The 16,218-nt window shown below is 60.1% G+C and carries 10 protein-coding genes; 2 read left to right on the top strand and 8 right to left on the bottom strand.

Annotation, left to right across the window (positions count from 1 at the left end; translation table 11 throughout):
* Positions 1–90 precede the first annotated feature (90 nt).
* Positions 91–1,500, top strand: coding sequence for a GntR family transcriptional regulator MpaR (mapR, locus tag ACWR1S_RS00615; RefSeq protein ID WP_454562047.1), 1,410 nt, complete (start codon positions 91–93; stop codon positions 1,498–1,500).
* 134 nt (positions 1,501–1,634) lie between these two features.
* Here the strand turns inward: mapR and ACWR1S_RS00610 are convergent, their stop codons facing one another.
* The 7 genes from ACWR1S_RS00610 to tpx all read right to left on the bottom strand — a co-directional run bounded on the left by ACWR1S_RS00610 (position 1,635) and on the right by tpx (position 14,756).
* Positions 1,635–2,381, bottom strand: coding sequence for an SDR family oxidoreductase (locus tag ACWR1S_RS00610; protein ID WP_454562046.1), 747 nt, complete (start codon positions 2,379–2,381; stop codon positions 1,635–1,637).
* 180 nt (positions 2,382–2,561) lie between these two features.
* The gene (locus tag ACWR1S_RS00605; RefSeq protein WP_454562045.1) at positions 2,562–4,643 is read right to left on the bottom strand and encodes a putative bifunctional diguanylate cyclase/phosphodiesterase; all 2,082 of its coding nucleotides are present in this window, start codon (positions 4,641–4,643) and stop codon (positions 2,562–2,564) included.
* A gap of 301 nt (positions 4,644–4,944) precedes the next feature.
* The gene (locus tag ACWR1S_RS00600) at positions 4,945–6,417 is read right to left on the bottom strand and encodes an efflux transporter outer membrane subunit (RefSeq protein WP_454562044.1); all 1,473 of its coding nucleotides are present in this window, start codon (positions 6,415–6,417) and stop codon (positions 4,945–4,947) included.
* Complete coding sequence (locus ACWR1S_RS00595; RefSeq protein ID WP_454562043.1) at positions 6,414–9,521, bottom strand: efflux RND transporter permease subunit; 3,108 nt, start codon at positions 9,519–9,521, stop codon at positions 6,414–6,416. Before ACWR1S_RS00595 ends, ACWR1S_RS00600 begins: the two co-directional genes overlap by 4 nt.
* 142 nt (positions 9,522–9,663) lie before the next feature.
* The gene (locus tag ACWR1S_RS00590; protein ID WP_454562042.1) at positions 9,664–12,765 is read right to left on the bottom strand and encodes an MdtB/MuxB family multidrug efflux RND transporter permease subunit; all 3,102 of its coding nucleotides are present in this window, start codon (positions 12,763–12,765) and stop codon (positions 9,664–9,666) included.
* Positions 12,762–14,069, bottom strand: a complete 1,308-nt coding sequence (locus ACWR1S_RS00585) for an MdtA/MuxA family multidrug efflux RND transporter periplasmic adaptor subunit (protein WP_454562041.1) — start codon at positions 14,067–14,069, stop codon at positions 12,762–12,764. The genes ACWR1S_RS00590 and ACWR1S_RS00585 overlap by 4 nt, the downstream gene beginning before the upstream one ends.
* Positions 14,070–14,255: 186 nt before the next feature.
* On the bottom strand, positions 14,256–14,756 hold the full coding sequence (gene tpx, locus ACWR1S_RS00580) for a thiol peroxidase (protein WP_008086450.1): 501 nt from the start codon (positions 14,754–14,756) through the stop codon (positions 14,256–14,258).
* A gap of 342 nt (positions 14,757–15,098) precedes the next feature.
* Here tpx and ACWR1S_RS00575 point away from each other — a divergent pair, with 342 nt between their 5' ends.
* Positions 15,099–15,524 carry a YciI family protein gene (locus ACWR1S_RS00575; RefSeq protein ID WP_422609495.1) on the top strand — a complete coding sequence of 142 codons (426 nt, stop codon included), beginning with the start codon at positions 15,099–15,101 and terminating at the stop codon, positions 15,522–15,524.
* 110 nt (positions 15,525–15,634) lie between these two features.
* On the opposite strand, the gene ACWR1S_RS00570 is transcribed toward ACWR1S_RS00575, so the two are convergent.
* Positions 15,635–16,036, bottom strand: coding sequence for a hypothetical protein (locus tag ACWR1S_RS00570; RefSeq protein ID WP_454562040.1), 402 nt, complete (start codon positions 16,034–16,036; stop codon positions 15,635–15,637).
* Positions 16,037–16,218 lie beyond the last annotated feature (182 nt).

Below are 16,218 nucleotides of genomic sequence, written 5' to 3'. Positions count from 1 at the left end.
ACGCGGTCAGTCCCCTCTCCCCCAGGGAGAGGGCTAGGGTGAGGGCTTCCTCCCTGACACACCTCAATAACAGCAGCACCAAGGTACTCGATGAAACGCTACGAAAAATTCGCCGACGACATCGCTGAACTGATCCGCTCCGGCGTCCTTGGCCCCGGCCAGCGCGTGCCTTCGGTGCGCTACGCCAGCCAGACCTACGGCGTCAGCCCGTCCACCGTGTTTCAAGCCTATTACCTGCTCGAACGCCGCGGCCTGATCCGCGCCCGGCCGCGCTCCGGCTACTTCGTCAATACCCACGCACCGAGCCCGTTTTCCGAGCCAGTGATCAGTAGCCACGTCAACGATTCCACCGAAGTCGACGTCAGCGAACTGGTGTTCTCGGTACTCGATTCGATCAAAGACCCGAGCACCATCCCCTTCGGCTCGGCATTCCCCAGCCCGACCCTGTTCCCGCTGCAACGCCTGTCGCGCTCGCTGGCCAGCGCCGCCCGCGAGATGGATCCGCGCATGGTCGTCACCGACATGTCGCCGGGCAACCCGCAACTGCGCCGGCAGATCGCCCTGCGCTATATGGTCGGTGGCCTGATGCTGCCGATGGAAGAGCTGTTGATCACCAACGGCGCCCTCGAAGCGCTGAACCTGTGCCTGCAAGCGGTCACCGAACCGGGCGATCTGGTCGCCATCGAAGCCCCGGCGTTCTACGCCAGCCTGCAAGTCCTCGAGCGGTTGAAACTCAAAGCCGTGGAAATCCCCGTGCACCCGCGCGATGGCATCGACCTCGGCGTGCTCGCGCAAACCCTGGAACGCCACCCGATCAAGGCCTGCTGGTGCATGACCAGTTTCCAGAACCCGATGGGCGCAACCATGCCCGAGGCGAAGAAACAGGAACTGGTGGAATTGCTGCGCCGCCATCAGGTGCCGCTGATCGAAGACGATGTATACGCCGAACTCTATTACGGCCAGCAAGCGCCGAAACCGGCCAAGGCTTTCGACACTGAAGGCCTGGTGATGCATTGCGGCTCGTTCGCCAAGAGCCTCGCGCCCGGGTATCGCATCGGTTGGGTCGCCGCCGGCCGCTACGCGCAGAAAATCGAACGACTGAAACTGATGACCTCGCTGTGCGCGTCGATGCCGGCGCAAGCAGCGATTGCCGACTACCTGCAACACGGCGGCTACGACCGGCATCTGCGCAAACTGCGCTACGCACTGGAAGAACAGCAGAGCGCGATGCTTGCGGCGATCGCCCGGTATTTCCCGGCGCAGACGCGGGTCAGCCAACCGGCGGGCGGTTACTTTTTGTGGCTGGGATTACCGCCGCCGATGGATTCGTTGAAGTTGTTCCAGATGGCACTGGCGCAAGGCATCAGCATCGCGCCGGGGCCGATTTTCTCGCCGACGCAGCGGTTCAGGAATTGTATTCGTCTGAACTATGGCAGCCCGTGGACGGAGGATTCGGAGAAGGCGATGGAGACGTTGGGGCGGATTGTGCGGTCGTTCTGACAGATAGATGGTGTTTATGTTGGCCTCTTCGCGAGCAAGCTCGCTCCCACATGGGTTCTGTGTCATTCACACATCCAATGTGGGAGCGAGCTTGCTCGCGAAGGGGGCGGTGCTATCGAAGCAAATCCAAGCGATTAGCGCCCGCCCCCCAAATCAACAAACGTACCCGTCGCATACGAAGCCTTATCCGACAACAACCAGACAATCGCCTCCGCCACCTCATCCGGCCGCCCCCCACGGGCCATCGGAATCGCCGACTCCAGCTTGCTGACCCGATCCGGATCACCGCTCAAGGCATGGAAATCGGTGTAGATGTAACCCGGGCGCACCGCGTTGACCCGAATCCCTTCGCCGGCCACTTCCTTGGACAAACCGATGGTGAAGGTATCGAGTGCGCCTTTGGAGGCCGCGTAATCAACGTATTCGTTCGGCGAGCCAAGACGCGAGGCCACCGACGACACATTGACGATACTGCCGCCCTGCCCGCCGTGCTTGGGCGACATGCGCAGGATCGCGTGCTTGGCGCAGAGGATCGGCGCCAGGACATTGGTTTTCATGATTTTGAGGATACGGAATTCGGACATTTCGTCGACTCGCGACTTTTGTCCGACGGTGCCAGCGTTGTTCACCAGTGCGGTGACCCGGCCCAACTCGGTGTCGACCCGATGGAACAGCGCAATGACTTCGTCTTCGATGCTGACGTCGGCGCGCACGGCGATGGCTTGTGCGCCCAATGCGCGGACTTGCTCCAGCACGCTTTGTGCGGCCTGTTCATCCGACTGATAGTTGATGCAGATCCGATAGCCTTGCCCGGCAGCCAACAGCGCCGTCGCGGCGCCAATTCCGCGTCCGCCACCGGTGATCACAATGACTTTATCCATGCTGGCCTTTCCCCCCAATGCACACGTAACAGTCGGGGGGAAGAATAACCGCCATTGGCGGGTTTTGCATGAGGTCTGTTGTGTCGGGCCGGACGCCTTCGCGAGCAGGCTCGCGCCCACAGGGGTATGCATGCCAAATGTGGGAGCGAGCCTGCTCGCGAAGAACGATAACCCAGTCGATCAGACCGCCGCTAACTGCTCACCGCGCGCAATATCCTGCATGAATTTTTCCGCCGGCATCGGATGCCCCAGCAGAAAACCCTGTAAAGAATCACATCCCAGCTCAGTCAGAAACGCCTGCTGCACGCCAGTCTCGACACCCTCGGCGACAATCCGTAATCCCAGCGCCTGCCCCAGCGCAACGATCGCCGAGACAATCGCCGCATCGTCACTGTCATGCTCCAGATCGCGGACAAACCCACGGTCGATCTTCAGCTCATTGGCCGGCAACCGCTTAAGGTACATCAGGCTGGAATAACCGGTGCCGAAGTCATCGATCGACAGATCGACGCCCATGTCCGACAACTCTTGCAACACCGTCATGCTCGCATCGGCATCGCTCATGGCCGTGGTCTCGGTGATTTCCAGGGTCAGGCTGTTCGCCGGCAAATGGTGAGTGGCCAGCGCCTTGGCCACGCTGCGCACCAGTCCGGCGTGGCAGAACTGCAACGCCGACAGGTTCACCGCGATCCGCCAATCGGTGTAACCAAGTACGTACCACTCGCGCATCTGCCGACAGGCTTCGTTAAGCACCCATTCACCGATCGGAATGATCAGCCCGGATTTCTCCGCCAGTTCGATGAACTTGTCCGGCATCAGCATGCCGTGGATCGGGTGTTGCCAACGCAGCAACGCTTCAGCGCCGACCGGACGGCCATTGGCGGCATCGAACTTCGGCTGGTAATACAGACTGAACTGGCTGTGCTCCAGCGCCGCGCGCAGGTCCTGCAACAACTGCAACTGCTTGCGCGCGTTGTTGTTCATCGACGCGTCGAAGAAGCTGTAACCGTTTTTGCCGCCGCCCTTGGCGTGATACATCGCGGCGTCGGCGTTCATCAGCAGTTCCTGGGCGTTCTGGCCATTACCCGGGTACAGGGCGATGCCAACGCTGGCGGAAATTTGCAAGTCGTGTTCGGCCACGCGGAACGATTGCGCGATCAGGCCGACCTGACGCGCCGCCAGCCCCAAAGCGTCATTGGGTTCGGTGAGGCGCACCAACAACACGAATTCATCGCCACCGATCCGCGCCAGCGTGTCCGGGCCGCGCAAGTCTTCACGCAGACGCAACCCCACTTCGCGCAACAACTGATCGCCCATGTGATGACCGAACGCATCGTTGACCGGTTTGAAGCCGTCCAGATCGATGAACATCAAGGCAAAACAGCCACCCTGCTCGTGGACCTTTTTCATTGCCTGATTAATCCGGTCGTCCAGCAACATGCGGTTCGGTAGACCAGTCAGGGTGTCGTGCAGGGCCAGTTGCGTGAGTTCGCGGTTGGCCACGGTCAGCGAGTGCGCCAGATCCGCCGTGCGCGCTTCGAGGCGTGCGTCGAGAATCGAAGTCAGCAAAGCAATCGACAACACCGCCAACGTGGTGATCAACACCAGGCTGTCGAGACCATTGCCTTTCAGGCCATTGACGGTGGCGCCACAGAAGCTGCCGTCCGGGAACTGCGCGGCGGCCATGCCGGTGTAATGCATGCCGACAATGGCGATGCCCATGATGACCGCCGCCCCGCCACGAATCAGTCGCACATAAGGCGAATGCTGACGCAGGCGGAAAGCGATCCACAGCGCCGCCGCCGAGGCGCCGACGGCAATCAGCAACGAAGCGCCAAACAGCGTCGGGTCGTAGTCGATGCCCGGCGTCATGCGCATCGCCGCCATGCCGGTGTAGTGCATCGCGCTGATCCCGGTGCCCATGATCAGCGCTCCGAACGCCAGTTGCAGAATCGGCAGTTTCGGCTGACTCACCAACCATAAGGCGAATCCACAGGACAACACGGCGATGAGCAGCGACAGCGCGGTCAGGGTGATGTCGTAACCCAGATCGATCGGCAGCTTGAAGGCGAGCATGCCAATGAAGTGCATCGACCACACGCCGATGCCCATGGCGAACGCCCCACCCGCCGTCCAGAAATGCACCGCACGGCCCTTGGCCGTGGCAATGCGACCGGTGAGGTCGAGCGCGGTGTACGAGGCGAGAATCGCCACACACAACGAAATGAAAACCAGCGTGGAGGAATAACTACCGATGAGCATGGGAATTCTCGTGGCCACCCAACGCAGATTGCGTCCGTTCCCGGTCGGGCAAATGCGGCGATTGTACTGATTGCACAGAAGAACGCACTGACAAAGTAAGCAATTGGCCATCAAGCCGATGAAACGCTCGTTTGATCGGTCGACAAGGCTCTGGCGCGGCGCTCACGGCTTTACCCGATCGTTCCCACGCTCTGCGTGGGAATGCCTCAGCGGACGCTCTGCGTTCGGCTCTGGATGGGACGCGGAGCGTCCCGGGCTGCATTCCCACGCGGAGCGTGGGAATGATCAGTGAAGCCAACCTTCAGCGGGTGTTATCGCTGACATCCAGTTGCCCGTCCCAGCCACCGCCCAGCGCCGCGATCAGTTGCACGCTGGCAATCAAGCGGCTTTGCAGAATGTTCAGCACGCTGCGCTCGTTGCTCAGTGCCGTGGCCTGCACCACCACCACATCGATGTAGGCAATCAATCCAGCCTTGTACTGATTTTCCGTCAGGCGCAGGGAATCCCGGGCGGCATCAAGGGCTTCCTGACGCACCGCCGCTTCATCCTCGTATACCTTGAGCTGCACCAGGTAGTTTTCCACCTCGCGGAAACCGTCGAGCACCGTCTGGCGGTACTTGGCCACGGTCTGGTCATACACCGCTTCGGTGCGGTCGACCTCAGCCGAGCGAATGCCGCCGTCGAACAGCGGCAACGACAGTTTTGGCCCCACCGACCAGAAGCGGTTCGGCAGGCTGATCAGGTTCTGCGAGGTACTGCTGCTGTAGCCGCCGCTCAAGCTCAAGGTCATATCCGGGTAATACGCCGCTTTGGCCACGCCGATGTTGGCGTTGGCGGCGATCACCGAACGCTCCGCCGAGGCGATGTCCGGGCGCCGTTCCAGCAGCTGCGAGGGCAAGCTCAATGGCACCTGCGGCAACTTCGGAATGGTCTGCACTTCAGCAATGTTGAAATCCGCCGGGGCTTGCCCGGTGAGCACGGCGATCGCGTTTTCGAATTGCGCGCGCTGCCAGATCAGGTCGACCAGATCGGCCTGGGTGCTTTTCAGTTGCGTCTGCGCCTGTGCTACAGCGTCGCGCCCGGAAACGCCCGCGCGGTACTGGTTCTGGGTCATTTTCAGCGAGCGTTCGTAAGCAGCAACCGTGGCTTCAAGCAAGCGTTTCTGCTGGTCGATCACGCGCAGTTGCAGGTAGTTCTGCACCAGCTCCGACTGTTGGCTCAGGCGCATGGCGGCCAAATCGGCAAAACTGGCTTGGGCGCTGGCCTCATCGGCTTCCAGTCCGCGGCGCAATTTGCCCCACACGTCCGCTTCCCAACTGACGCCCAGCTCGGCGTTGTAGGTGTCGCGGATGCCGCTGGAGGAACTGCTCAGACTCGAACTGCTGCTACCGGTGCCTTGGCTGGAGCGGGTCTTGCCAAGGCTCAAGTCAACGCTGGGATAAAACGCCCCGCGCGCACTGCGCACCAACGCCTGGGCCTGACGGTACTGGGCTTCCGACTGCGCGACCGTCTGGTTGGCGTTGTTGAGTTTTTCGATCAGTCCGTTGAGCTGCTGATCGCCGTATAACTCCCACCACGCGCCACGGGCCAGCGAATCGCTCGGGTTGGCCTGGGTCCAGCCCTCGGCTTCCTTGTACTGGGCAATTTCAGCGGTCTGCGGACGCTGGTAGTCCGGGCCGACGGCGCAGGCACTGAGCATCGCCACGCACAGCGACAGGCTCAGCAGACGCGAGCCGCGAACAGTGGCCAGATTGATAAGCGAACGGTCAGTCATAGCGGAGTTTCCAGAGCGGCGTCAGTACGCACGCCACGCCATTTGTTGAAACGATGGCGCAGCTTGTCGAGATAGAGGTAAACCACAGGCGTGGTGTAAAGCGTCAGCACCTGGCTGAAAATCAGCCCGCCGATGATGGTAAGGCCCAGCGGCTGGCGCATTTCCGCGCCTTCGGCCCGGCTGAGCAGCAACGGCAAGGCACCGAGAATCGCCGCCAGCGTGGTCATCAGAATCGGTCGCAGACGTTGCAGGCAAGCACTGCGAATCGACTCCAGCGGCGACAGGCCCTGATGGCGTTCCAATTGCAACGCGAGGTCGATCATCAGAATGGCGTTTTTCTTCACCACGCCAATCAGCAGGAACAACCCGAGCAACGAGATCAGGCTGAACTCGCCGCCCAGCGCATAGATCGACAGCAACGCGCCGACACCGGCCGACGGCAAGGTCGACAGAATCGTCAGCGGATGAATGTAGCTTTCGTACAGCACACCCAACACCAGATACACCGCCAGCAGCGCCCCGAGAATCATGAACGGCTGGCTCTTCTGCGTAGCGGCAAAGGCGTCGGCGGTGCCGGCCATTTTCGCGATGACGTCTTCCGGCAGGCCGAGCTTGGCAATCGCCCGCTCGATGGCAGCACTGCCCTGCTCCACCGTCACGCCTTCGGCCATGTCGAAGGAAATGTCTTCGGAGGCAAACTGGCCTTCGTGGCTGACGCGGTCATCTTCCAGGCTGCTTTCATAATGAGCGATCGTCGACAGCGGAATCCGCGCACCGTCAGCGGTGATCACCTGCACTTGCTTGAGCGTCACCGGGTCCTGGGCGTATTTCGGATTGACCTCCATGACCACCTGATACTGGTTGAGGCTGTCATAGATCGTCGAAATCTGCCGCTGGCTGTAGGCGTTGTTGAGCACGGCGGTGACCATGTTCATGTCGACCCCCAGGCGCTTGGCCTGATCGCGGTCGACAATCAACGTCACTTGCTGGGCCCCCTTGCCTTCACGCGCGTCGATCGCGGTCAGTTCGGGCAACGCACGCAGCGCCGCAACCACTTTCGGGTACCACTCGCGCAGTGAACCGAGATCACCACTTTGCAGAATGTAGCTGTACTGCGACGTGGTCTGCTCGCGGCCACCGCCAAACTGCAGGTCCTGATCCGCCATCAGCATCAGTTGCGCACCGGGCACCTTGGGCATTTCCTTGCGCAGACGCTCGATGACTTTCTGTGCATTGAGCTGGCGTTCCTTGATCGGCTTCAAACGCACCAGCATGAAGGCATTATTGGTGCCGTTGGTGCCGCCGATGAACCCGGCGACACTCTCCACCGCTTCGTCCTTGAGCACGGCGCGGCGGAAGATTTCCATTTTCGGCTGCATCACACTGAACGACAGGCCGTCGTCACCGCGCACGAAACCGATCAACTGGCCGGTATCCTGCTGCGGCATGAAGGTTTTCGGCACCACCACGTACAGCGCGACGTTCACGCCGACGGTAATCAGCAGACTGAGCAGCGTCAGACGGCGATGGCGCAGCACCCAGTCGAGGCTGGTGGCGTATTTGCCAACCATCCAGTCGTTGGTGCGGCGACTCCAGCGTTGCAGGCGGTTTTCCTGCCCCGGTGTATGCGGTTTCAGCCAACGGGCGCAAAGCATCGGTGTCAGCGTCAGCGAGACCACCAGCGACACCACAATAGCCGCCGCCAAGGTAATGGAAAACTCACGGAACAGGCTTTCGACAATCCCGCCCATGAACAGGATCGACAGGAACACCGCCACCAGCGAAACGTTCATCGACAGCAAGGTGAAACCGACTTCCTTGGCTCCGAGGTACGCGGCCTGCATCGGTTTGACGCCGTCGTCGATGTGCCGGGATATGTTCTCCAGCACCACAATGGCATCGTCCACCACCAGCCCGGTGGCCAGAATCAGCGCCATCAGCGACAGATTGTTCAACGAGAAGCCGTAGAGGTACATCACCGCAAACGTGCCGACCAGCGACACCGGCACGGCCAGGGTCGGAATCAGCGAGGCGCGGAAATTACCGAGAAACAGGAACACCACCAGAATCACCAGCGCCACGGCAATCAGCAAAGTCATCTCGGCTTCGTGCAACGTGGCCTTGATCACCGGCGAGCGGTCCATGGCCAGATTCAGCTTCACGCTGGCCGGCAAAACCGCTTGCAAGGCTGGCAGTTGCGCCTTGATCTCGTTGACCGTCTCGATGATGTTGGCGCCGGCCTGGCGGTTGATCACCAGCAGCACCGCCGCATCATCGTTGAAGAAACCGCTGTTGTAGCGGTCTTCGACGCCGTCGCTGACCTTGGCCACGTCCTTGAGGCGCAGTGCGGCGCCGTCGGCGTAGTGGATGATCAGTGATTCGTAATCCTTGGCTTTTTCCAGTTGGTCATTGGCCTGGATCTGCCACAACCGCTGGCCGTCTTCAACCGAGCCCTTTGGCCGGCGCACGTTGGCGTCGGCGATGGTCTTGCGCACATCGTCGAGCGCCACGCCGTACTGGTTCAGCGCCTGCGGTTCGAGTTCGATGCGCACGGCCGGCAGCGAACTGCCGCCGATCTGCACTTCACCGACGCCCTGCACCTGCGACAGGCTCTGGGACAGAATGGTCGAGGCCAAATCGTACAGCTGGCCTTTTTCCAGCACGTCCGAGGTCAGCGACAGCACCATGATCGGCGCCTGCGACGGGTTGACCTTCTTGTAGGTCGGCATGCTGCGCATACCGCTCGGCAGCAGGTTGCGCGAAGCGTTGATCGCTGCCTGCACTTCCCGCGCGGCACCGTTGATGTCGCGGTCGAGGTCAAACTGCAGAATGACCCGGGTCGAACCCTGACTGGAACGGCTGCTCATGGTGTTGACGCCGGCGATCGCGCCGAACGAGCGCTCCAGCGGCGTCGCCACGGTGGACGCCATAACCTCCGGACTGGCACCGGGCAGGCTCGCCTGCACGACGATCACCGGGAAATCCATTTGCGGCAGCGGCGCCACCGGCAGCAGGCCGAAGCTCACACCGCCGAGCAGCATGATCGCCAGGCTCAGGAGCATTGTGGCGACCGGACGCTTGATGAAAGGACCGGAGAGGTTCATCGAACACCGTTCCCTGCATCACCACACAACCCTGTGGGAGCGAGCTTGCTCGCGAAGAGGCCGGCACATCCAACATTGTCAGTGACTGACTGATCGCTTTCGCGAGCAAGCTCGCTCCCACAGGTTATGTTGTGATGCAAAGTCATACCGACACCTCTTCAGTGTCAGCATTGGTCTTGCCAAAGCGCCGCCCGAGGCGGTCGAAATACAGGTAGATCACTGGCGTGGTAAACAACGTCAGCACCTGACTCACCAACAACCCGCCAACCATCACCAGACCCAGCGGTTGACGCAATTCCGCCCCGGAACCGGTGGCGAGCATCAACGGCACCGCACCAAACAGCGCTGCCAGCGTGGTCATCAGAATCGGTCGGAAACGCAGCAGCGCCGCTTGATAGATCGCCTGCTCCGGCGCCATGCCCTGGGTGCGCTCAGCATCGAGGGCGAAGTCGATCATCATGATCGCGTTCTTTTTCACGATACCGATCAACAGGATGATGCCGATGATCGCGATCATGCCCAGGTCATTGCCACTGAGCAGCAACGCCAGCAAAGCGCCGACCGCCGCCGACGGCAAGGTCGAGAGAATGGTGATCGGGTGAATGTAGCTCTCGTACAGCACGCCGAGCACGATGTACATGGTCACCACGGCCGCCAGAATCAGCAGCAAGGTACTCGACAGCGATGCCTGGAACGCTTCGGCTGCACCCTGGAACTGAGTCTGCACGCCGACCGGCATGCCGATGTCCTTCTGCACCTGTTCAATGATGTCGACCGCATGCCCCAGCGCCACACCGGGCGCCAGGTTGAACGACATCATCACCGCCGGGAACTGGCCGATATGGGTAATCGCCAGTTGCGCCTGACGTTCTTCGACGTGGGCCAGACTCGACAGGCGAACCTGTGCGCCATCAGTGGTCTTGACGTGAATCTGGTCCAGCGCCTGCGGGCCGATCTTCTCTCCGGCCTGGGCTTGCAGCACTACGCGGTACTGGCTGGCCTGGGTGTAAATGGTCGAGATCTGCCGCTGGCCAAAGGCGTCGTAAAGTGCATCGGTGATGTTCGCCACCGAGACACCGAGGCGTGACGCCGCATCGCGGTCGATCACCAGATAGACCTGCAAACCCTTGTCCTGCAAATCACTGGCAACGTCGGTCAATTCCGGACGCTGGGCCAGCGCTTCGACCAGACGGCCGCTCCACTGGCTGAGCAGTTCGGAGTCCGGCGAAGACATGCTGAACTGGTACTGAGTGCGACTGACGCGGTCTTCGATGGTCAGGTCCTGCACCGGCTGCATGAACAGACGAATGCCGACCAGTTTGTCCAGTTGTGGTTGCAGGCGCGCAATCACCTCAGTAGCGGTCAGATCACGATCGCCGTGGGGCTTGAGGTTGATCAGCAAGCGCCCGCTGTTGAGCGTGGCGTTGTCGCCGTCGACACCGATGTAGGACGACAGGCTCTGCACCGCCGGATCTTCCAGAATGATCTTCGCCAACTCTTGTTGGCGCTCGCCCATGGCCGCGAAGGAAATCGACTGCGGCGCCTCGGAAATGCCCTGAATCACCCCGGTGTCCTGCACCGGGAAGAAGCCTTTCGGCACCACCATGTACAGAAACACGGTGAGTGCCAGGGTGCCGATGGCCACCAGCAAGGTCAGCGGCTGATGCTTGAGCACCCACTGCAACTTGCGCCCGTAAGCGGCGATCATCCAGTCGATGACAGCACCGCTGGCCCGGTAGAAACGGCCCTGCTCATGTTCTTCCGGCTCACGCTTGAGCAGACGCGCGCACATCATCGGCGTCAACGTCAGTGAGACCACCAGCGAAATCAGGATCGCCACGGCCAGGGTGATGGCGAATTCGCGGAACAACCGCCCGACCACGTCGGCCATGAACAGCAGCGGGATCAATACTGCGATCAGCGACAGGGTCAGGGAAATCAGGGTGAAGCCGATCTGTTTGGCGCCTTTGAGCGCCGCTTGCATCGGGCTGTCGCCCTCTTCGATCAAACGCGCGATGTTCTCGAGCATGACGATCGCGTCGTCGACCACAAAACCGGTGGCAATGGTCAGGGCCATCAGGGTCAGGTTGTTGACCGAGAAGCCGGCGAGGTACATCACGCCGAAGGTGCCGATCAGCGACAGCGGCACCGCCACTGAGGGAATGATCGTGGCACTGGCGCGGCGCAGGAACAGGAAGGTCACCATCACCACCAGGGCGATGGCGATGAGCAATTCGTGTTGCACGTCGGTGACCGAGGCGCGGATGGTTTGCGTGCGATCCGTCAGCACGGTGACATCGAGGCCGGCCGGCAGGTTGTCGGTGATGCTCGGCAGCAACGCCTTGATGCGGTCAACCACCTCGATCACATTGGCACCCGGCTGACGCTGGATGTTCAGTAATACCGCCTGATTCTGGTTGGCCCACGCGGCGAGGCGCTCGTTCTCGGCGCCATCGACAATTTCCGCCACGTCCTTGAGCCGCAGCGGCGCGCCATTCTTGTAGGCGAGGATCAGGTTGGCGTAATCCTTGGGCGAGGTCAGCTGATCGTTGGCGTCAAGCATCGACACCCGCGTCGGGCCGTCGAAATTACCTTTTGGCTGGTTGACGTTGGAGGCGCTGATCAAAGTGCGCACGTCCGACAGGTTCAGACTGTTGGCCGCCAGCGCTTCCGGGTTGACCTTGATGCGCACGGCCTGGCGCTGACCGCCGGCAATGCTGACCATGCCGACGCCGCTGATCTGGGCGATTTTCTGCGCCATGCGCGTATCGACCAGATCATTGAGTTTGGGCAGCAGCATGGTTTTCGAGGTGATCGCCAGGGTCAGCACCGGGGTGTCCGCCGGGTTGACCTTGTTGTACACCGGCGGTGCCGGCAAATCCGTCGGCAACAGGTTGGTCGCAGCGTTGATCGCGGCCTGCACCTGCTGCTCGGCGACGTCCATGTTGATGTCGAGGCTGAAACGCAGGGTCAGCACCGACGCGCCGCCGGAACTGGTCGAGGCCATTTGTGTGAGGCCCGGCATCTGTCCGAACTGGCGCTCAAGCGGCGCCGTTACGGCACTGGTCATCACATCCGGGCTGGCGCCCGGATACAGGGTCATGACGCGGATGGTCGGGTAATCGACTTGTGGCAGCGCAGAAACCGGCAGCAAGCGGTACGCGATCAGGCCGGCCAGGACGATGGCCAGCATGCTCAGGGTAGTGGCTACCGGTCGGAGGATGAACAGCCGCGAAATGTTCATGCGCCCTTCTTGGCCTTGTCGGTGACAGCAGCGTCAGTCGGGGTGGCGGCAGATTTGCCTTGCAGGTGTTCGGTCGGGGTAGTCGGCACTTGGTTGCTGTCGTTGACCACCTCCACTTCGCTGCCTTCCTTCAAACGGTCGGTGCCTTCCAGTACCACACGATCGCCGGCAGTCAGACCTTCGGTGATGACGGTGTTTGCGCCGTCGCTGGCACCGATCTTCAACTGGCGAATGGTGACTTTCTTGTCGCCGTCCAGTGCGTAGACGAAGGTGCCGTTGGTGCCGAACTGGATGGCCGCCGACGGTGCCAGCACTACGCCTTTCAGCGTGTCAGCCAGCAAGTGAACGTTGACGAACTGGTTGGGGAACAGCGCCTGATCGCGGTTTTCGTAGCGGGCCTTGAACTTCAGGGTGCCGGTGGCAACGTCGATCTGGTTGTCGAGACTTTGCAATACACCGGTGGCTTGCAGCTTGGCGTCGCCGCGATCCCACGCTTCGGCCGGCAGCTTGGCGCCGCTGCGATAGCGGGTGAGCACGGTTTCCAGACTGTTTTCCGGCAGGGTGAAAGCCACGCTGATTGGTTGGGTCTGGGTGATTACCGCAAGGAACGTGGTGTCGTTGGCAGTGACGAGGTTACCGACGTCAACCTGACGCAGACCGACACGGCCGGCAATCGGCGCGCGGATCTTGGTGAATTCGAGATTGAGCTTGGCGTCGTTGACCGCGGCCTGGTTGGTCTTGACCGTGCCCAGATACTGGCCGACCAGTGCTTCGGCGGTGTCCAGCGTCTGTTTGGCGATGCTGTCCTCTTTGTACAGACCGCGATAACGCTCGACGTCGACCTGAGCGTTTTTCAGTTGTGCCTGATTCTGCAGCAAGGTGCCTTCAGCCTGCAGCAAGGCGTTCTGGTACGGGCGCGGGTCGATCTCGGCCAGCACGTCACCGGCCTTGACCATTTGCCCTTCTTCGAAATTGATCTTCATCAGTTCGCCGCCCACCCGGCTGCGCACATTGATGGTGTTGAGCGCGGTCACCGTGCCCAGCGCCTTGTAATACAGCGGGAAGTCACCGGTAACCGCTGGCGCCACGCGCACCGGAATAGGTCCGGTACCGCCACCGAAGCCCGGCCGCATCATCCCCGAACGCCCGGTGTGCCCGGCCGCAGCCTTGTCAGCGCCCTCTTTGTGGGCTGAACCGGCGGGCCAGAATTTCCAGCACAGGACGGCGATCACCAACAAGACAAGCAGGCTGATCAGCCAGCGACGGGAGTTACGGGGGGACGATTGCATGGAGTGATTAACCATTGGGCGCGTGGGCTTCTTTTACGGGAGGCTGAACGATAAGCACTGGTGGTGAAATAGCAAAGCAGCTTTACCGGCAATTTACCTTCAACTTACGTTTCAAGGTGTGAGGCAAAACACTGATACACAAATGAAAACGGCCTGGACAGGGCCAGGCCGTTAACAATTGTAAAAGCTTTGTGGCAGAGCTTACTTCAATACGGCCAGAGCGGCGTCGTAGTTAGGCTCTTCAGCGATTTCCTTGACCAGTTCGCTGTGCAGGACGTTGTCGTTTTCGTCCAGAACCACCACCGCACGGGCGGTCAGGCCTTTCAGCGGGCCGTCAGCGATGGCCACGCCGTAGTTCTCGATGAACTCGGCACCGCGCAGGGTCGACAGGTTCTGCACGTTTTCCAGACCTTCGGCGCCGCAGAAACGTGCCTGGGCGAACGGCAGGTCAGCCGAAATGCACAGCACCACGGTGTTTGCTACTTCGTTGGCCTGAGCGTTGAACTTGCGCACGGAAGTGGCGCAGGTCGGGGTGTCGACGCTTGGGAAAATGTTCAGCACTTTGCGCTTGCCGGCAAAGTCTTTCAGGGTGACGTCGGACAGATTGCCGGCAACCAGAGAAAAGGCTGGCGCCTTGGAACCGGCTTGTGGCAACTGGCCGTTGACTTGAACCGGATTGCCTTTAAGGGTGACTTGAGCCATGACTTGAGTCCTTCTGATGTTTTGATTGGAAAGCATGCAAGAGGCCGAAGTTAACCACGAAATTGTCCGACGACCTATGCCCTGTTTTGAAATTGTTGGGTGCCTGCCTGAAAAATTGTATACAAAACCATCGCCGTTCCCTTGTAGGAGTGAGCCTGCTCGCGATAGCGGTGTGTCATACACGCAGATGTTGACTGACACACCGCTATCGCGAGCAGGCTCACTCCTACAATTAGATCTGCGGTGTGAAAATTCTCCGCATCTTTTACCAGAGACCCTGTCGATTCAATCCCGGCCCGTTCGACTAAGCAATGAATCCCCACAATCCACGGAGTAACCGCCATGCGATTCATGATCCTAGTAAAAGCCAGCGCCGACTCGGAAGCCGGCATCATGCCCAGCGAAGAGCTGATCACCGCCATGGGCAACTTCAACGAAGAACTGGTCAAGGCCGGTATCCTGATCGATTGCGATGGCCTGCACCCGAGCAGCAAAGGTGCCCGCGTACGCTTCTCCGGTGACAAACGCACGGTGATCGACGGGCCGTTCATCGAGACCAAAGAATTGGTGGCGGGTTACTGGATCTGGGAAGTGAAGTCGAAAGAAGAAGCCATCGAATGGGTCAAGCGCTGCCCCAATCCAATGTCAGGCGATTCTGATATTGAAATCCGCCAGATATTTTCTGCCGAAGACTTCGGCGCCGAGTTCACCCCCGAAGCGCGAGAACAGGAAGAGCGTATCCGCGAACAAGCCAAGAAAAACAGCTGAACCGGATACCCCGTGTAGGAGCTGCCGAAGGCTGCGATCTTTTGATTCTGTTCTTAAAACACAAGATCAAAAGATCGCAGCGTCGTTTCACTCGACAGCTAAAGAGTCGATCAGTCGGGCATCGATCGGATGATGTCTGCCAGATCATCCTTGGTTATTTCATTGGCCTTGATGGCAGCGGTGACATCTGTTTTGGAAAGCGGAAAACGTTTGAAAATTTCTTTCAAGGTTTCCTCATTAACATTGGCCAGCCAGAGGGGATCGATCAATGAGCCGCCATATTCAGGCCTCATGGGTACTTCTTCGTGTGCAATTGCGCCTTTATGGTTGAGATACACCACATAACGGTCATGCCCTTCAGGAAAGCTTTTATCGTGATAAAGCGTAGTGCCCAAAGGCAGAACATAGTAGTTCTCGTCGCCATTTGGCCCTTCAATCAGCAACGGCTCTTTGGTTTTGATCATTTTCCTGTCGTGCCCTTTCCCGATATCACCAAAAATCAGAAAAGCCAAAAAAACCGCGTTGACGGATAAAACTGCTACCAGCCATAGGCTAATCCGCCTGTTTGTAACCATCTTCCTTATCAAACCTTTGCTCCTGCAATTGTCACGGTTATGCCCAATCGTCTTTCAATGGACGCTCTGAGTTCAACTTGCGAATTTGACGCAGAGCGTCAAGGGCCGCATTCCCACGC

The sequence above is a fragment of the Pseudomonas sp. AIG genome, assembly GCF_977020205.1.
Note: the sequence above shows the minus strand (reverse complement) of the source record. Positions and strands in the feature narration are given on the sequence as shown.